This is a genomic window from Achromobacter sp. CSND-B12, assembly GCF_052906545.1.
In genome coordinates this window covers 953,310-970,988 of the sequence record NZ_JBREGJ010000001.1, presented here as the reverse complement: position 1 = coordinate 970,988, position 17,679 = coordinate 953,310, and the positions used below count along the sequence as shown (strand labels likewise).

The 17,679-nt window shown below is 70.6% G+C and carries 17 protein-coding genes; 11 read left to right on the top strand and 6 right to left on the bottom strand.

The features are described 5' to 3' along the window. From glgA to ACUTAG_RS04340, 5 genes are all read right to left on the bottom strand, one after another. Entirely contained in the window at positions 1–1,572 is a 1,572-nt protein-coding gene (glgA, locus tag ACUTAG_RS04360) for a glycogen synthase GlgA (RefSeq protein ID WP_446650004.1), read from the bottom strand. Between the two features lie 188 nt (positions 1,573–1,760). Next, the gene (locus ACUTAG_RS04355) at positions 1,761–2,744 is read right to left on the bottom strand and encodes a lysylphosphatidylglycerol synthase domain-containing protein (RefSeq protein WP_026385222.1); all 984 of its coding nucleotides are present in this window, start codon (positions 2,742–2,744) and stop codon (positions 1,761–1,763) included. Then, positions 2,741–3,943: a cardiolipin synthase ClsB gene (clsB, locus tag ACUTAG_RS04350; RefSeq protein WP_020928727.1), complete on the bottom strand. Its 1,203-nt coding sequence runs from the start codon at positions 3,941–3,943 to the stop codon at positions 2,741–2,743. Before clsB ends, ACUTAG_RS04355 begins: the two co-directional genes overlap by 4 nt. Continuing rightward, positions 3,940–4,695 (bottom strand): endonuclease/exonuclease/phosphatase family protein, encoded by a 756-nt coding sequence (locus ACUTAG_RS04345; RefSeq protein ID WP_054497645.1) that lies wholly within the window; start codon positions 4,693–4,695, stop codon positions 3,940–3,942. The genes clsB and ACUTAG_RS04345 overlap by 4 nt, the downstream gene beginning before the upstream one ends. A 61-nt stretch (positions 4,696–4,756) precedes the next feature. Beyond that, positions 4,757–5,842, bottom strand: coding sequence for a calcium:proton antiporter (locus ACUTAG_RS04340; protein ID WP_006384479.1), 1,086 nt, complete (start codon positions 5,840–5,842; stop codon positions 4,757–4,759). A gap of 105 nt (positions 5,843–5,947) precedes the next feature. Here ACUTAG_RS04340 and ACUTAG_RS04335 point away from each other — a divergent pair, with 105 nt between their 5' ends. From ACUTAG_RS04335 to ACUTAG_RS04305, 7 genes are all read left to right on the top strand, one after another. Beyond that, the gene (locus ACUTAG_RS04335) at positions 5,948–6,418 is read left to right on the top strand and encodes a low affinity iron permease family protein (RefSeq protein ID WP_024069735.1); all 471 of its coding nucleotides are present in this window, start codon (positions 5,948–5,950) and stop codon (positions 6,416–6,418) included. After that, complete coding sequence (locus ACUTAG_RS04330) at positions 6,415–7,497, top strand: flavodoxin family protein (RefSeq protein WP_446650003.1); 1,083 nt, start codon at positions 6,415–6,417, stop codon at positions 7,495–7,497. The genes ACUTAG_RS04335 and ACUTAG_RS04330 overlap by 4 nt, the downstream gene beginning before the upstream one ends. Before the next feature lie 57 nt (positions 7,498–7,554). Continuing rightward, positions 7,555–8,046 carry a DUF421 domain-containing protein gene (locus ACUTAG_RS04325; RefSeq protein ID WP_054437062.1) on the top strand — a complete coding sequence of 164 codons (492 nt, stop codon included), beginning with the start codon at positions 7,555–7,557 and terminating at the stop codon, positions 8,044–8,046. A gap of 160 nt (positions 8,047–8,206) precedes the next feature. Continuing rightward, positions 8,207–8,713 carry a YciE/YciF ferroxidase family protein gene (locus ACUTAG_RS04320; protein ID WP_054485666.1) on the top strand — a complete coding sequence of 169 codons (507 nt, stop codon included), beginning with the start codon at positions 8,207–8,209 and terminating at the stop codon, positions 8,711–8,713. 31 nt (positions 8,714–8,744) lie between these two features. Then, positions 8,745–8,999 carry a hypothetical protein gene (locus ACUTAG_RS04315; RefSeq protein WP_006384484.1) on the top strand — a complete coding sequence of 85 codons (255 nt, stop codon included), beginning with the start codon at positions 8,745–8,747 and terminating at the stop codon, positions 8,997–8,999. An 8-nt stretch (positions 9,000–9,007) separates the two neighbouring features. Further along, entirely contained in the window at positions 9,008–10,933 is a 1,926-nt protein-coding gene (locus tag ACUTAG_RS04310; RefSeq protein WP_446650002.1) for a hypothetical protein, read from the top strand. After that, on the top strand, positions 10,930–11,316 hold the full coding sequence (locus ACUTAG_RS04305) for a hypothetical protein (protein ID WP_054485664.1): 387 nt from the start codon (positions 10,930–10,932) through the stop codon (positions 11,314–11,316). The genes ACUTAG_RS04310 and ACUTAG_RS04305 overlap by 4 nt, the downstream gene beginning before the upstream one ends. Here ACUTAG_RS04305 and ACUTAG_RS04300 read toward each other — a convergent pair whose 3' ends face one another. Continuing rightward, a complete protein-coding gene (locus tag ACUTAG_RS04300) occupies positions 11,317–12,408 on the bottom strand; it encodes a mechanosensitive ion channel family protein (protein ID WP_054485663.1) in 1,092 nt (363 codons plus the stop codon). A 117-nt stretch (positions 12,409–12,525) separates the two neighbouring features. On the opposite strand from ACUTAG_RS04300, the gene ACUTAG_RS04295 reads away from it, so the two are divergent. From ACUTAG_RS04295 to ACUTAG_RS04280, 4 genes are all read left to right on the top strand, one after another. Continuing rightward, positions 12,526–13,236 (top strand): PIG-L family deacetylase, encoded by a 711-nt coding sequence (locus ACUTAG_RS04295; protein ID WP_187378311.1) that lies wholly within the window; start codon positions 12,526–12,528, stop codon positions 13,234–13,236. Continuing rightward, positions 13,233–14,120 carry a glycosyltransferase family 2 protein gene (locus tag ACUTAG_RS04290; protein WP_082385403.1) on the top strand — a complete coding sequence of 296 codons (888 nt, stop codon included), beginning with the start codon at positions 13,233–13,235 and terminating at the stop codon, positions 14,118–14,120. Before ACUTAG_RS04295 ends, ACUTAG_RS04290 begins: the two co-directional genes overlap by 4 nt. A gap of 28 nt (positions 14,121–14,148) precedes the next feature. Then, on the top strand, positions 14,149–14,628 hold the full coding sequence (locus ACUTAG_RS04285; RefSeq protein ID WP_026382858.1) for a hypothetical protein: 480 nt from the start codon (positions 14,149–14,151) through the stop codon (positions 14,626–14,628). Positions 14,629–14,758: 130 nt separating this feature from the next. Next, positions 14,759–17,473, top strand: coding sequence for an ATP-binding cassette domain-containing protein (locus ACUTAG_RS04280; RefSeq protein WP_047991353.1), 2,715 nt, complete (start codon positions 14,759–14,761; stop codon positions 17,471–17,473). Positions 17,474–17,679 lie beyond the last annotated feature (206 nt).

Sequence of the window (17,679 nt, the reverse complement as noted above, 5' to 3'; positions counted from 1 at the left end):
CTACAGCGGCGCGGGGGCGCCGAGCGTCGACGCCTGGCGCACGCGCCGCAGTCGCGGCGCGGCGATCGCCGGCAGCGGTTGCGCGCCGCCGGCCAGCGGGGCGGGCGCGTCGCCCGTGAGCGAGCGGAACAGCGCCAGGTACTCCGCCACGGCGGGGCGCCAGCTGAAATCCGCGGTCATGGCGTTGCGCTGCATGGCGCGCCACAAGGTGGCGTGTTGATGCAGATGGAGCGCGCGCGAAATCGCCGCCGCCATGTCCTCGGGCGCGCTGCCGTCGAACAGCACGCCGGTGGCGCCGGTCATGGCGGTCAGCGGTTGCTGCGGTCCCGGGTCCTTGATCGTGTCGGCCATGCCGCCGACCCGCGAGCCGATCGGCAAGGTGCCATACCGCATGGCGTAAAGGGGGGTCAGGCCGAAGGGTTCGAAGCGGCTGCCGTGCAGCAGGATGTCGCCGGCCGCCTGCAGCCGGTGGGCGCCGGCTTCCTCGTAACCAATGCGCACCGCGCAGCGCCCGGGATAGCGCTGGCTCAGGTCCCGCAGCGCGGCTTCGAGGTGGCGTTCCCCCTGGCCCAGCACCGCGACCTGCAGCGCCGGATGGGCTTCCAGCGCCCGCGGCAGGGCCAGCGCCGCCACGTCGGCCATTTTCTGTCCCGTCAACCGGCTGCACATGATCAGCAGCGTGGCCTGCGGGTCTTCGCGCAGGCCGTATTCGCGCTGGGCGGCGGCCTTGCACAGGCGCTTGTTGGCCAGGTCGTCGGGGTGGTAGCGCAGCGGTCCCAGGTGCGGATCGCGCGCCGGGTTCCACAGCTGCGTGTCGATGCCGTTGGCGATCGCGCACAGGTCGGCCGCGCGCTCGCGCAGCACGCCGTCCAGTCCGCAGCCGAATTCGGGGGTCAGGATCTCGCGGGCGTAGCGATGGCTGACGGTGGTGACGCGGTCGGCATAGCGGATTCCCGCCTTCATGAAATTCAGGCGGCCCCAGGCCTGCGCGCCGTCTTCGCCCAGGAATGGCGCGGGAACTCCCAGCAGGGGCGCATCCTCGAGCGCCGCCGGCCCCTGGAAGGCGAGGTTGTGGATCGTCAGGACGCTTTTCACGTCCGTGACGCCCGTGGCGCGCAGCAATAGCGGCGTCAACGCCGCATGCCAGTCATGCGCGTGCACCAGTTCGGGGCGCGGCAGGCCGGGCAGGCCCTGGGCGATGCGCACCGCGGCATGGGCCAGGGCCGCGTAGCGCAGCGCGTTGTCGGCATATTCCTGGCCGTTGTCGTCAAGGTACAGGCCGGCGCGGTCGTACAGCGCGTCGTTTTCCAGCAGCAGGAACGACAGGCCCGACTGCGGGCAGACCCCCGCCAGCAGGCGCGCGTCGCCGCCGGGCAGGCCCGCCAGGTCGGCCACCGGGCGCGCCGGCCGCAGGCGTTGCGCAACGCCGCGATAGGCGGGCAGCAATAGTGTCGGTTGCATGTGCGCCTGGGCCAGCGCGCGCGCCATGCCGGTGATGGCGTCGCCCAGGCCCCCGGTCTTTGCCAGGGGGAACGCTTCTGCCGCCACGATGAGAATTCTTGTTGTCGCCATGCTTGCTCCGGAGTCGGCGGAGGGCCTCGGGAACCGGGGCCATGTCCGCAAGACTCGTCCCTACGCAAGTGGCATGCCCGGCGCCGCGCCGGCGAGAGCGCGCCATGGCCGTGGCCCCTGGCGCCGCCGCCGGTCGTTGTCGGTTGGCGCCACCCCCTTGCGTTACCTTTTTGTGCCCCTTTTTGTAATCATTGGCCCGACACCGGCTGGGGGTGGCGCCTGCGCCAGCCCAGGCGGATCTCGACCGCGGCAAAGGCCAGCAGGGCCAGGCACAGGGGCGCCAGCGCGTACAGCGCGCGATAGCCGAGCGCCGCGCCCAGCACCTCGGCCGCCGGCAGCCGCGGGGACAGGGCCGCCACGAAGATCGCTTCGGTGGTGCCCAGGCCGCCCGGCACCCGGGTCACCACCGCCGCGAAGCTGGTGCACAGCAGGATGCCAAGCACCATCGGATAGGCGACTTTGCCCTGCAGCAGCACATACATGATGGCGCCCATCAGCATCCACGACAGCCCCGCCGTCACGCTTTGCAGCGCAGCCATGCGTCCCCGCGGCAGCGTCACCCGCATTCCCATCCACGTGGCCGCGCGCCGCGTGGCGCGCGCGCAGACCCACGTATAGGCGATGGCCATCGCCAGCAGCCCCACCCCCAGCAGCCGCAGCATGCCGCCGCCGATTTCCCAGCCCGCCGGCACCACGATCGCGCCGCTGGCGAACAACACCCCGGCCACCCATCCATAGCCGACCCAGTTCGACACCGCCGAGAACAACGCCACCCGCGTGGCGACGGACTTGCGGCAGCCGAGCCGGGCATACAGGCGCAGCCGCGCGCCCAGGCCGCCTACCAGCACGCCCAGGTTCAGGTTCAGCGCATAGCTCAGCATCGCCACGCCCAGCACTTTGGGCCAGGCCAGGGAATGGCCGGTGTAGCGCCGGCCCAGCAGGTCCATGGCCGCGTACGCCAGGTAGGCCGGCGCCACCAGGGCGGCGGCCAGCAGGACCGTATCGCGCGGGATCCGCCGCACGGCCTGCCAGACCTGCGGCCAGTCGACCGAGCTGCCGAAATACACCAGCAGGGCCGCCGCCACTGCCAGCACCACCCAGGGCAGCACCTTCTTGATGCGCGGCCAGCGATGCCGGGCCGCGCGCATCAGGCGGGAACGGTACAGGCTCATAATGCCTCGCCTTCGCGCTGGCCGGACTCGTCGAGCGTGCGCAAGCGCGGTTTGTGCGCCGGCAGCGCGCCGGCCCAGGCGGGAAAGCGGCGCAGGAAATGGAACACCACCACGCCCACCCAGAAGCGGCGCAGGCGCCGGCGCGAGCCCGGCCGCATCCGCACCGGCCGGCAGTCCTCGGCGATGAGCCGTTCCAGGCTGGCGCGCAGGCTGGCATTGAGCGCGGCGTCGCGGGCCACCACGTTGGCTTCCAGGTTCAACGCCAGGCTGAGCGGGTCCAGGTTGCTGGATCCCACCGTGGACCAGTCCTCGTCGACGCAGGCGACCTTGGCGTGCAGGGGCCGCTTGCAGTATTCGAAGATCTCGACGCCGGCATCGATCAGATAGTCGTACAGCATGCTGGCCGCCAGCTGCGCCACCAGCATGTCGGGTTCGCCTTGCAGCAGCAGGCGCACCCGCACGCCGCGGCGGGCGGTGCTGGCCAGATCGTGCAGCAGGCGGTAGCCGGGGAAGAAATAGGCGTTGGCGATCAGCACGTCCTGGCGCGCCGCGCGCAGGCCGGCGCGGTAGTAGCGTTCGATATCGGTGGGGTGGCCCTGGTTGTCGCGCACCACCAGGCGGCCGCCGCCATCGCCCGCCGGCATGGGCTCGAGCGGGCCGCGACGCCGGCGACGCGGTCGATCGGCGCCCAGCGCGGCGCGCGCATAGTCCGCGATGTCGGCGGCCAGCGGGCCTTCCACCCGCACCGCGTAATCCTGCTTGGCTTCGGGACCGTAGTCCGGCAGGTGGTCGGCCGAGAAATTGATGCCGCCGACGAATGCGCAGGTTCCGTCCACCGCCACGATCTTGCGATGCATGCGCCGGAACAGGTTGGTCCGCACTCCCAATAGCCGCGGGCGCGGGTCGAACAGATGCACGCGGACGCCCGCGCCGGTCAGGGCCGCCAGGAATTCCTCGGACAATTCATCCGAGCCGTAGCCGTCGGCCAGGATGTCGACGCTGACCCCGCGTCCGGCGGCGGCGATCAGCGTGCGCTGCAGGTCGCGGCCGACCGCGTCGTCGAACAGGATGAAGGTTTCGATCAGCACTTCGCGGGCAGCCGCGTCGACCGCGGCGCGCACCGCGGGAAAATAGGCTTCGCCGTTCTCCAGCAGCGTGTAGCGGTTGCCGCTGCGCCAGCCCAGGGGCGGGGGGGTCATAGCGAGATCTCCGCCGCGATCGGCACATGGTCGGACAGGCGCGACCAGACGCGCGAGGCCAGCGGCACGGGGCGCCAGCCGCGCACGTTGCGCACGTAGATGCGGTCCAGGCGCAGCAGCGGCCAGCGGGCGGGAAAGGTGCGGGCCGGCCGCCCCAGGCGCGACGTGAACACCTCCTGCACCCGGCAGTCGCGCAGCAGGTGGTCCGCCTTCAGGCGCCAGTCGTTGAAATCGCCCGCGATCAGCAGGGATGCGCCGGCCGGCACGTCGCGCGCCACCAGGCGGCACAGGCTGGCGATCTGCTGTTCGCGATGCCGCGCCAGCAGCCCCAGGTGCACGCAGATCGCATGGACGGGGCCGGCCTGCCCGGGGACCTCGAGTTCGCAATGCAGCAGGCCGCGGCTCTCGTGGCCGCCGACACTGACGTCGTGGTTCTCGAAGCGCGCGATCGGATAGCGCGACAGCACGGCATTGCCATGGTGGCCCGCGGGATACACGGCGTTGCGGCCGTAGGCAAAGTCGCGCCACAGCGTGTCGGCCAGGAATTCGTACTGCGATGCCGCCGCTCCGTGGTCGCCTGGATGGCGCGCCGCCATATCCTGGTGTTCGCCCACCACCTCCTGCAGGAAGACCAGGTCGGGCGCCGCCGAGCGCAGCGCTTCGCGCAGGTCGTACAGCATGTAGCGGCGGTTGAAGCTGGTGTAGCCCTTGTGGGTGTTGACGGTCAGCACCGTCAAGGTCATGGCGGACATGGCGTCTCCAGGCGCGGGAATCTTTGCGCCGGAGCAATTCCCGTGCCTGGCGCGGCGGCTCCTACAGTCCCAGGCCCAGCAACATCAGGAAAGTGCCAAAAAGGACGAAGTGCGTCATGCCTTCGATCGCATTGGTCTGGCCGTCGTTCAGATTGATGGCGGCCACCAGCAGGGTCGCCAGCATCATCACGGTCTGCAGCGGCGTCATGGCCATGTCGATGCGCTGGCCGGAGAGCAGCGCCATGGCTTCCATGGCCGGCACGGTCAGGATCACGGTGGACAGCGAGGCGCCCAGCGCGATGTTGACCACCGATTGCATGCGGTTGGCCAGCGCCGCGCGCAGGGCGGTCAGCATTTCCGGCGCGGCCGAGATGCCGGCCACGATCAGCGCCACCAGCCCGACAGGCACGTCGATGCCCGCCAGGCTGCGGTTCAGGGAGTGCGACATCAGCTCGGCCAGCGCGCCCACCGCGATGATGCCGGCGGCCATCACGGCAACCGACTGGCGCCGGCTCGGATAGCCGGACGCCGGCAGCGGGCGGCGGGTTTTCTTGTCGGGATAGCTGTAGCTGAAGAAATAACTGTGCGGGCCGGTCTGCATGCGCAGGAATACGCCGTAGAGCAACAGCATCGCCACGATGGTGAAGCCGCTGTAGGCGCGCCAGCCGGCTTGCGGGACGAACTCGGGGATGACCATCGATACCGTCACCGCGGTCAGGATCATCACGCTGTAGGTGCGGGCGGAATCGTCGTTGTAGGCCTGCTCGCCATGTTTGAAGCCGCCGAGCAGCGCGGCCACGCCCAGGATGCCGTTGATGTCCAGCATCACGGCCGAATAGATGCTGTCGCGCACCAGCGTCGGCGACGCGGCCCGGGACGAGACGATGGCCAGCACGATCACTTCCACCAGCACCGCCGACAACGTCAGGATCATGCTGCCGTAGGGGTCGCCCAGCTTTTGGGCGATGCGTTCGGCGTGGCGCGCCACGCTCAGCGAAGCCGCCAGGATGGCCGTGACCAGCACGGCCGTCTCGAGCGCGCTGGCGAGCCGGCCGTGATCGCCCAGGCGGGGATCGACCGCGTATCCCGCCACGGCCACCAGGCAGGCCAGCAGCAGGTATTTCTCGGACTGCAGAATGGATTTCATCGGAATCCGGCGGACCGCAATAGCGCCAGCCTAGCATGCCCGCATCCGTGGCGGCGGGCACGCAATTTGCTGAGCACGGTTTCCGTCCCGACCGAAAGGAGCACCATGGCAGCTACCCGCGTACCGAGGCGGCGGACCCCGCCGCCCCGACCCGCCGCGGCCCGCAACGCGGCCAAGGGCAATCCGGTGTCGCGCTTCTTCGACCATTTTGCCGCCCATGTGACCCGCTGGGCGGGATCGCCGGTGGCATTCGGGCTGGCGTTGATCGCGGTGATCCTGTGGGGAATCTCGGGCCCCGCGTTCGGTTATTCCGAGACCTGGCAACTGGTGATCAACACGGGCACGACCATCGTGACCTTCCTGATGGTGTTCCTGATCCAGCAGAGCCAGAACAAAGACAGCGAGGCGCTGCACCTGAAGCTGGACGAACTGCTGATCGCGCTCGAAGGGGCCGACGAAAGGCTGGTGGATGCCGAACGCCTGGACGAGGACAAACTGCTGGCGTTGGCGGCGGCCTGCACCGCGCGCGCCAGGACCCAGCGGCGCAAGCGCGCCCGCAGCCGGAGGCAGAGATGACAGACGACAAACCGACGGTCCGCAAGGGGCAGTACACCGGGCAGCTCGAGCGTGAAACGTTCCGCGCCCGCTTCATGCGCCGCTTCTACGATCCGGCGTTCCAGGCCGAGCGGGCGGCGCTGGCGCGGCTCGAGGCGATCGCCTGGGACGCCTACGCGCAGGGCCGCAAGGCCCCGATCACCGTCAAGGCCGGCCCCGGCCACGCCGATCCCGACTATGACCTGTCGGTGGAGTGGAAGGAAACGCGAGACCGGCTGGCGCTCGCCGAGCGCGCGCAACAGGATCCGGCCACGCCTTCCCGCGTGCTGGTGGTCGTCGGCGCGTCCCGCAACGACGGCACCTGTCCGGGCGAGGTCTCCAAGAGCTGGCGGCTGGCCCGCATCCTGCTGGAGGAACTGCGGGCCGCCGGCATGCGGACAGACACCCTGGACCTCAGCCGCCTGGTGTCGGAATACGAATACCGGATCCATCCCTGCAAGGGCTGCGTCTCCACGGCGATGCCGCTGTGCCACTGGCCCTGCAGCTGCTACCCCAATCATTCGCTGGGGCAGGACAACGACGCCATGGCCGCGATCTACGAACAATGGGTGGCGGCCCATGGGGTGATCCTGGTGGCGCCCTCCTATTGGTATCAATCGCCCAGTCCCCTGAAGCTGATGATCGACCGGCTGGTGTGCGCCGATGGCGGCAACCCCGACCCCACTCTCACGGGCGGCAAGGATCCGCTCAAGGCCAAGCAGGTCGAACTGGACGGCTGGCCCTACCCCAAGCACCTGGCCGGGCGCGCCTACGGCCTGGTGGTGCACGGCGACGTGGCCGGCATCGAGGCGCAGCGGCGCGCGCTCAGCGACTGGCTGGACTGGATGGGGCTGATCGACGCCGGCGCGTCGTCGCGGCTGGACCGCTATATCGGCTACTACCGGCCTTATGCCACCAGCCACGAGGAACTGGATCGCGACCGCGCGGTGCAGCAGGAAGTGCGCAACGTGGCGCGGGCCGTGGCGAATTTCATACCGCGCCTGCGGCGCGGCGGGATGGCGGGGCTGGACCGCGGCATCCGCGATCCGCGCCCGAAATGAACGGATTGCGGCGGCGCGCCGAGGGGGCGTCGCCGTTTCACGCCTGGGAGAAAGATCATGAGTCCTGACTGGTCGGAGATGTTCACCTTCTCGATATCGCCGCTCGAAATCATCATCCGCGGCTCCATCGTCTACTGGTTCATCTTCGTGCTGTTGCGCGTGGCCGGCCGCCGCGATATCGGCTCGTTCGGCGTGGCCGACATGCTGGTGCTGGTGCTGATCGCCGACGCCGCGCAGAACGCGATGGCCGGGGAATACAAGTCCATCGTCGACGGCCTGGTGCTGGTGTCGACGATCGTCGGTTGGACCGTCATCGTCGACAGGGCGGGCTATTTCATCAAGCCGATCGGCCGGCTGCTGGCGGCCGACAAGGTCTGCCTGATCCATGACGGCGTCATCGCGCGCCGCAACCTGCGGCGCGAGTACATCACCGAAGAGGAACTGATGAGCGAACTGCGCCTGAAAGGCGTGACGGATGTCAGCGAAGTGCGGCGCGCCTACATGGAGGCCGACGGCAACATCAGCGTGCTCAAGAAGAAGGCGGATTGAAGCCGCCGCATCCGGGGGCCGGGCTGGCTTTCGGCGCCGGGCCGCGCCTGGCGTGGCGGAATGCGGGCGGGGAGGCACGGCGGTTGCTGAGTAACGCGGGGCGGGCGCCATCTGGCCCCGCGCAGCAACCCCACGCACTTCAATCCCACAGGAGTCAGCAATGACGCAGAAGACCTTGCAGGATCTGTTCATCCATGAATTGTCCGATATCTACAGTGCCGAGAAGCAACTTACCCGCGCCCTGCCGAAGATGGCGCGCGCCGCCAGCGACGCCAAGCTGGCCGAGGCGTTCACGTCGCACCTGGAGGAGACGCGCGGCCAGGTCGAGCGCATCGACCGCATCGCCGATGCCTCCGGCCTGCGGCTCAAGCGCATCAAATGCGCGGCCATGGAAGGCCTGGTCGAGGAAGGCCGCGACGTGATCGAGGAGGTCGAAAAAGGCCCGGTGCTGGACGCCGCGCTGATCGCCGCGGCGCAGAAGGTCGAGCATTACGAAATCGCCAGCTACGGCACGTTGTGCACCTTCGCCAAGCAGCTGGGCCAGACCGAGGCGCTGACGCTGCTCAAGGAAACGTTGGCCGAGGAAAAGGCCGCCGACGAAAAGCTCAGCACGCTGGCGCTGGAGCAGGCCAACGCCAAGGCGGCGCGGGCCGGCAAGGCCGCCTAGGGCCTGTTCGCAACATACCGGGAGACCCGTCATGGCCACCACACCCGATCCCCGAGACGCCAACATACCAGGCCGCAACCGGCCGGGGCCGCCGGACCAGTCGCCGGCGGAGCTGCCCGATCCGCCGGCGCGCAAGCGCGAACCGGATCGGCACGGGCGCTGGCCGCCGGACGGCCTTCCCAATCCCATGCCGGGCGTCGACCCGCAGCAGACCCCGGGCATCGACCGTCTTGGCGATACGGGTCCCGAACAACAGATATGGGTGCGCAGCTGGCGCTCGCTCTAGGAACCCCCATGGACATGTATGTGCCATCCTCTTTTTCCCCGGCGATCCGCGGACGCCGCTTGCGCCTGCCCGCGGACGCCGCCCATCCGCCCGCCGCTGGCCGACGGCCGCGCACCGCCCTGAATGGTTTTGCCTCGGCGCTGCCGCCGGCCCTGGCCGAGCGCCTGGACCAGCGCCTGGCGCTGGCGCACCGCGAAGCCTGGGTACAGCGGCTGTGGGCCCGCGACGCGACGCTGTGGACCGGCGCCGATGAAGACCAGTGGCTGGGCTGGCTACGGCCGGGCGCAGGCCCGGCCCGGCCGGCCCGCCTGGCCGCCATCTGCCGCCGGCTGTGCGTGGCGGGCCACGCCGACGCGGTGTTGCTGGGCATGGGGGGCGCAACCCTCGGGGCCGAAGCGCTGGCCCACATCCTGGGCGTGGCCGCGGGCGGCTTGCGCCTGCACGTTCTGGATTCGACCGACGTGGCGCAGATCTTGGCCCTCGAAGCCCGCCTGGACCTGACCCGCACCCTCTTCGTCGTGGCCAGCAAGTCGGGCACCACGCTGGAATCCGGCATGCTGGCCGCGTATTTCCAGCAGCGCGTGGCCGCGCTGCTGGGACGGCGCGAGGCCGGCCGCCGCTTCGTCGCCATTACCGACCCCGGCACGCCGCTGCAGGCGCGCGCGCTGCGCGACGGCTACGCCGCCGTGTTCGAGGGCGAGCCGACGGTGGGCGGCCGCAATTCGGTGCTGTCGCCGTTCGGGCTGGTGGCCGCGGCATTGCTCGGCCACGATCCCGCCGCGCTGCTGCGTGCCATGCAGCCCATGTTGCGGGCCTGCTCGGCGCAGGTGGCGCTGCATCGCAATCCGGGGCTGGTGCTGGGCGCGCTGTTGGGCGAGGCCGCGCTGGCAGGCCATGACAAGGTCACGTTGCTGGCGGACCCGGGGCTGCGGCCGCTGGGATGCTGGCTCGAACAGTTGCTGGCCGAGTCCACCGGCAAGGACGGCAAGGGTCTGATCCCGGTCGCGGACGAGCCCCGTTGCCAGCCCGCGGCATACCGCCGCGACCGCCTTTTCGTGCACCTGGCCAGCGCGCAGGCGCCGGACGCCGAGCTGGCCGCGCACGCGAGTGAACTGGCCGCCGCCGGCCACCCCGTGCTGACCTGCACCAGCGGCGCGGGGTTGGCGATCGGACAGGAGTTCTTCCGCTGGCAGGTGGCCACCGCCGTCGCCGCGGCGGTCCTCGGGGTCAACCCTTTCGACCAGCCCGACGTCGAGGCGAGCAAGGCGCGCACCCGGGCGCTGGCAGGCGGCGGGGCCGTCGCCGCGCAGGCGGATGAACCGTTGCTCGTGGAGGGCGCGCTGGCCTTCCATGGCAAGACCGTCCCCGCCACCGCCACCGCCGCATCCGCGGCGGCATTGCTGGCGACGCACGCCGCGCCGGCCCGGGCGGGCGGGTACATGGCGCTGCTGGCCTACCTGCCGCGCGGACCGGCCTGCGAAAGGTGGCTGGCGTCCGCGCGCGACTGCATTGGACGCGGGACCGGTGCCGCCACGCTGGGTGGCTTCGGCCCCCGCTATCTGCATTCCTGCGGCCAGTTGCACAAGGGCGGCACGGCCTGCGGACGATTCCTGTTCATCACCGCGGACGCGCCGCGCGAACTGGCCGCGCCCGGCTATGCGGCCGGCTTCGGCGCAACCCAGGCCGCGCAGGCGCTGGGGGACATGGAGGAGCTGATGGCGCGCGGCCGCCCGTGCCTGCGCGTGCATATCCAGGGCGACCTCGACGCCGGGCTGGCGCAGCTGGACAAGCTGTTGCGCAGGGCATTGGCGCCGGCCACGCTGCCGCCGCCGCTTGCGCCCGGCGCCGCCCAGGCAGAAGCGCGCGCCTGCCACGCGCAATCCCACACCGCGCCCATGCCGGGCGCGGCGACCGCTATCGGAGAGATTCCATGAAGACCGCACTGATCATCGCTGCCGCGATTGCCGTCAACACGCTGGCTGTCGGCCCGGCCCTGGCGCAGGCTGGGCAATCCAACGGCGGCGCGGCGCCGCCCGCCGCCACGCCCGACGCCAGCAAGCATAAGGGCGAACCACGGCCGCCGGCGCAAGCGCCATCGCGGCAAACCCAGCCCGGGGCCGGCGCCCGGCACGAGCCGCCGCAGGGCGAGCCCCGGCCGGCCAAGGAAGACCGGCCGGCCGAGCGGCTCGGCGGCGAAGGCGGTTCGGACAGCCGCGGCGCGCCGCGCAGCCAGGGCGGCACCGGGTCGACCGGCCAGGGCGGCATGCCCGGCTCGGGTGCGTCGGCCGGCTCCGGCGGCTCGACCGACACCCGTTGATCAAGCCGGCCCCGCTTCGGCGCGACGCTCGTCGCCGCCGGGCGGGGCGCGCCGCGCCAGGTGCAGGATGCTCTCCGGCAGCGCCAGCGCGATGCCGGCGGCCTGCAGGTCGCGCATTACGCCCAGGTAGATGGCCTGTTGCAGGTCCATGTAGCGGTTGTAGTCGGCGCTCATCACGTAGTAGACCGCCTCGAATTCCAGCGCGCTCTCGGCCATCCGGGCCAGGTGAGCGCGATCGAAGCGGGTGTCGGGCTGCCGTTCGATTTGGGCGCGGATGATGCCGGGCACGGCCGCCACCTGGTCGACCGGGGTGTGATACGTCACCCGGATCGAAAAGACGATGCGCCGCTGCTGCATGCGTTTGTAGTTCTGAATCGTCTGCTTGAGCAGTTCGGTGTTCGAGCAGACGATCTGTTCGCCGCCCAGGCTGCGGATCCGCGTGGTCTTCAGGCCGACGTGTTCGATGCTGCCGGCCACCGTGCCGAAGACGATGAAGTCGCCCGCCTCGAAGGGTTTGTCCAGGCCGATGGAAATCGATGCGAACAGATCGCTGAGGATGGTTTGGACCGCGAGGGCCACCGCCACGCCGCCGATGCCCAGGCTGGCGACCAGCGCGGTGATGTTGACGCCGACATTGTCGAGCATGGCCAGCAGTACGATCACCCAGACCAGCGCCCGCAACAGGAACGAGAGCAGGGTGGCGGTGATCGACCCGGCCCGTCCGCGCGCGGCCACCGCATGGGTCAGGCCGACCTCAATGCCGCGGTCGAGCCACAGCGCCAGTTGCAGCGCCACCAGGACGAACCACAGGTGGCCCGCGCCCGAGCGCCCGGGAAAGGGCGCGCCGGTCAGGTCGGCGGCGACCAGCAGCGAGGCCAGCGCCAGGATCAGCCAGCTGGTCCGCCGCAGCACGCGCGCCGCCGCGCCGGCCGCGCCATGGCCGGCCGGCTGGGCCAGCCGCTCCAGGCGCGACCGTGCCAGCCGCAACACCAGCGTCAGCGCCAGAAACAGCGCGACCCCCAGCGCCACGGCGGCGAGCCACAGGGCGATGGGATGGTCGGCGGGCGCGCCGGAAAACCAGGACGTCAGCATATCGTCTCCTTCATGCGTGAATGCCGGCGGGCAGCAAATGCCGTGCCGCCGCCGGCACCGGGGCGAGGCACGGGAGTTGCTGTGGCGCTCAGTCAGATCGACAGGAATGGCTTGAACATGCCGGCTTCATATTTCCCCGCCGCCGCCGCGCGCGAGATCCTGCCATCGATGCCCCGCATCGTGGTCGTGTCGCCCCACCTGGACGACGCCGTGCTGAGCTGCGGCGCGCTGCTGGGCGCGCGGCCGGGCAGCACGGTGGTGACCGTCTACACCGGCATGCCGGACGCCGCGCATGTGCTGACGGATTGGGACCGCCGTTGCGGCTTCGGCAGCTCGGCCGAGGCGATGCGGGAACGGCGGCGGGAAGATGCCAGGGCCATGGCCCTGGTGCGCGGCCGCGGCCTGGCCCTGGGATTTCTCGACAGCCAGTACGCCGCGTGCGCCGACGCCTGCCTGCCGGCGCTGACCGAGGCGTTGATGCGCACGTTGGCCGAGCTGCGGCCGGACGCGGTGGCGATTCCGCTTGGCCTGCTGCATGCCGACCACGTCCGCGTCAGCGATGCGGGATTGATGGTGCGCGATGCCTGGCGCGGGCCGGCCTGGCTGGCCTACGAGGACGTGCCGTACCGGTGCCTGCCCGGCATCGTCCAGGCGCGTTTCGCGCGGCTGCATGGCCGGGGCGTGATCGCCGCGCCGGCCGACCTCGCGCTGGATACGCGCGCCAAGCCCCGGGCGGTGGCGGCGTACGCCTCACAGCTCAAGGGCCTGCAACGCGCGCCGGCCGACCTGGGCCGCGAGGAACGCTACTGGCACCTGGTGGACGGATGACCGCCGTGGCGCTCCCGGACCCGCGCATCGCCATCGTGGTGCTGACCCGCAACCGGCGCGAGGAGCTTCGCCGCACGCTGGAGCGGCTGGTCTCGTTGCCACGCCGTTACGCCATCATCGTGGTGGACAACGGCAGCGAGGATGGCAGCGCCGATGCCATCGAGCGCGAGTTTCCCCAGGCGCAGGTGCTGCGGGCCGGCGTCAACCTTGGGGCGGCCGGCCGCAACCTGGGCGTGGCGCGCGTGACCACGCCCTATGTCGCGTTCTGCGACGACGATACCTGGTGGGCGCCGGGGGCGCTGGCGCGCGCGGCCGATATCCTCGACCGGCATGAATCGCTCGCGGTGCTCAATGCGCAGGTGCGGGTTGGTCCCGAGGCGCGGTTGGATCCGGCCTGCGCGGCAATGGCGCGCAGTCCTTTGCCGCCACTGGCCGGCGTCGGACCGGAGCTGGTCGGCTTCATGGCTGGCGCCTGCGTCATGCGGGTTGATGCCTTCCGGCGCGCCGGAGGCTACTGGCCGCGATTCTTCATCGGCGGCGAGGAAGCGCTGCTGGCGCTGGACATCCGTGCGGCGGGCGGGCGCATCGCCTACGCGCCGGCCGTGCAGACCCACCATTGGCCGTCCGCGCAGCGCGATGCGCCGCAACGGCGCCGCCTGCTGGCGCGCAACGCCCTGTGGACGGCATGGCTGCGCCTGCCCATCGGCCTGGCGCTGGCCCGCAGCTGGGCGGTGCTGCGCGCCTTGCCCGGCTGGCGGTCCCGCGCCCGCGCCTGCGCCGACGCGCTGGCGCAATGGCGCTGGGTCCGGCGTCATCGCCGCCCGGTGCCGCCCGAGCTGTGCCACGCGTTGCGGCGCGTCTGGCGCGACGACGCCCGTCATTGAAGGTCCATTCATCGACAAGGAGAACACCATGAAATCCCTGCCCCTGGCCGCTTATTGGGAACGCGATGCGGCCGCCCAGGCCGTGCGGCTGGCCCTGCCCATGCTGGAGGCCGCGCGCGCCGACACCCGCGTCGGCGAAAGCGGCTTTCTGCACGTGGTCGTCATGAATCCGCTGGCCAGGCCGGGCGAATGCGATTTTCCCAGCGCCATCCTGTACGAGGAAAGCGTGGGCGATCCACAGCGCTGGGATGCCGACTATGGCGCGTTCGCCCGCGGCAAGGCGCGCCTGAGCTGGCGCACCGGCCTGTCCAGCCACGAGGTCATCGTGGCGCGCCCGCACCTGCTGCAGGCCAAGGATTCCACGGTATGGGGCAGCGTCTGCATCGACGGCATCGTGGTGGCGGTGAGCGGCGCCAATCCCTGGTTCGACGAGGCCTTCGCGGCCGCGGTGGCGCATCTGTTCAAGGCCGTCGTGCGCGGACGGCGGGAAGCCGCCCTGCGCGGCTGACATCCTGGCCCGCGTGCCGCCCGTCCTGGGCGGCACGCGGACGGGCCAGGTCGGCGCGCGCAGGCCGGGCGCCGCCGGCGCGGAACGCGGGTTGCTGGCCACGCCCGCTCACCGGCGAGGAGGCCTGGCCATGAACGGATCCGACACGAAAAACGCCCGCGAAGCGCGCAACGCGGTGACGCGCACGATTCTGCAAGCCCTGTGGAAGTATCGGGGACGCACGGCCGCCGCGCTGGCGCTGCTGGTCGCCGCCAAGCTGCTGATGGTGCTGGTGCCCGTGCTGCTCAAGCACATCGTCGACACCTTGAGCGCGCCCGGCCTGCTGACGCTGCCGGTATTCCTGCTGCTGGGGTATGCCCTGGTGCGCTTTGGCGGCAGCGTATTCACGGAACTGCGCGACGTGGTGTTCTCCCAGGTCGTGCAGCGGACGGTCGCCGATTTCACCGTGTCGGTCTTTTCCCGGCTGCAAAGGCTGGGGTCGCGCTTTCATGGCGCGCGCCAGACCGGCGCGCTGGCGCGGGACGTCGAGCGCGGCACCACCGGTGTTGGTTTCCTGCTGGGAACCGGCCTGTTCACGCTGTTGCCGACCTTGGTGGAGATCGTGTCGGTGGTGCTGATCCTGGTGATGGGCTACAGCGCCTGGTTCGCGCTCATCGTGCTGGTCACCTTCACGGCCTATTCCGCCTACACCCGCGTGCTGGTGCGCAAGCGCATGGCCTATCAGCGGCGTCTGAACGAACTGGACTCCAGGGCCAGCGGCCGCATGGTCGACAGCCTGCTGAATTACGAGGCGGTCAAGCTCAATGCCAATGAAGGGCTGGAGGCCGAGCGCTTGGGCGGCGTGCTGGGCGACTGGGCCCAGGTGGGCGTGCGCAACCAGCGCTCGCTGTCGCGGCTGCACGTAGGGCAGAGCGGCATCATCGCCTGCGGCGTGGCGGCGGTGATGGTGCTGGCCGGCCAACAGGTGGTGGGCGGCCAGATGACGGTCGGCGACCTGGTGCTGGTCAATGCCTACATCATCCAGATCTGCCTGCCCTTGAACACGCTGGGCCTGGTCTTTCGCCAGGCCAAGGAGGCGTTCGTCAATGCGGAGCGCGTCTGCGACCTGCTGCGCCAGCCGGTCGAGACCGGCGATGATCCGGCCTTGCCGTCCCTGGAACCCGGGGGCGGGGACATTCGTTTCGAAAACGTCGGCTTCGGCTACGAGCCGGGCCGGCAGATTCTGTGGAACATCGATTTCTCGGTGCCCGCCGGCACCACGCTGGCGGTGGTTGGGGGCAGCGGCTCGGGCAAGTCGACCCTGGCGCGCCTGTTGTTCCGCTTCTATGACGTGGACAGCGGCCGCGTGTCGATCAACGGCCAGGACCTGCGCGCGGTCAATGTGCGCAGCATCCGCCGCGCGTTGGGAATCGTGCCGCAGGATACATTGTTGTTCAACGAAACGATCGCCTACAACATTGCCTACAGCAAGCCCGGCGCCACGTCCGACCAGGTGGTCCAGGCGGCGCGGGGAGCGCGCGTGCACGAATTCATCGAAAGCCTGCCGGCCGGCTACGACACGCCGGTGGGCGAACGCGGCGTCAAGCTGTCGGGCGGCGAACGCCAGCGCATCGCGATCGCGCGGGCCATCCTGAAGAATCCGGCGATCATGGTATTTGACGAAGCCACCTCGGCGCTGGATACGCGCACCGAGCGCGCGATCCAGGCGGAACTGCAGCGCATCTCCACGGGCCGCACCACGCTGATCATCGCGCACCGCCTGTCGACCATCGTGCACGCGCACAACATCCTGGTGCTGGATCACGGCCGCATCGTCGAGCAGGGCAGGCACGAGGAGCTGTTGGCCAGGCAGGGCATGTACGCGCAGATGTGGGCCTTGCAGCGCCAGCAATCGGCCCTGGAGGAAGCGCAGGGGCGTTCGACGCGGCAGCCGGTCAATCTGGTCGCCGTGGTCGCCGGCGTGTTGGACGCCTCGCGCGAGGCCGCGCAGGAAAAAGGCGTCAACCTGTACACGCAGATCGGCGGCGAGGCCGCGCGCATCACCGGCGATCCCAGCGAGCTGCAGCAACTGGTGTGGAGCCTGTGCCTGCACGCCATCGCGGTCACGCCGCCGGGCGGGCGCGTGGGCATCCGCCTGCACCGCGAAGGGCCGCTGACCCGCTTGACGGTGACGGACGGGCGCGGCGAACCGGGCCGCGACCCGGCGCTGTCCGATGCTGACTTTCACCTGAATCCAACCGACGCGCTGCGGGCGGCGGTGGCGATCGATCCGGCGCAGTTGGCGGCGCAGGCGCAACGCCAGGGCGGCGCGTTCCACGGCGCGCCCGCGAACGACGGCGGCCAGGCGTATTCGGTGGATTTCCCGGTGCGCGCGGTGGAGCCGGCTGCGTTGCGCACCGACATGAACCTGCCCGATCTGCACGGCGTGGCGGTGGTGCTTGTCGACGACCAGCCCGAAGCGCGCGAGATGGTCGCCGAGATCCTGCGCGAGCAGGGCGCGCGCGTCGCGCAGTACGCCGACGGCCAGCAGGTGCTGGCCGCGCTCGAAGCCCTGCCGGCGGCGCGCTGGCCACAGGTGCTGATCTGCGACCTGTCGCTCGGCGATATCGATGGCTATGAAGTGATCGACCGCATCCGCGCGCTCGAAGCCGAGCGCGGCGCGGCGCTGGCGCATCGCCTGCCCGCCATCGCGCTGTCCGGCCACGCCAGTCCCGATTACCGGTTGCGCAGCCTGCTGGCGGGATTCCAGGTCCACCTGGCCAAGCCGGTCGATCCCAACGAGCTGCTGGCCACCGTCGGGACCTTGTTGCCGCCGTCGCCCGCCCGCGGCGCTTCCGCGGCCTGAGCGGCCCGGCACTTCTTACACGGCATAGTAAGAAGTACCGGATCGCGTCCGCCCGGCGCCACGGACGCCGCGCCGGCATGGCGTTCGCCGCAGCTCATCATGTCGTCCCCACTCGCCGTGCCCGGCATCGCGGTTCGGCACAGCACTTGCGATATCGGTGCATCCACGCGGGACCCGTACCCGCGGTTTTTCTCGAATCGCAACAG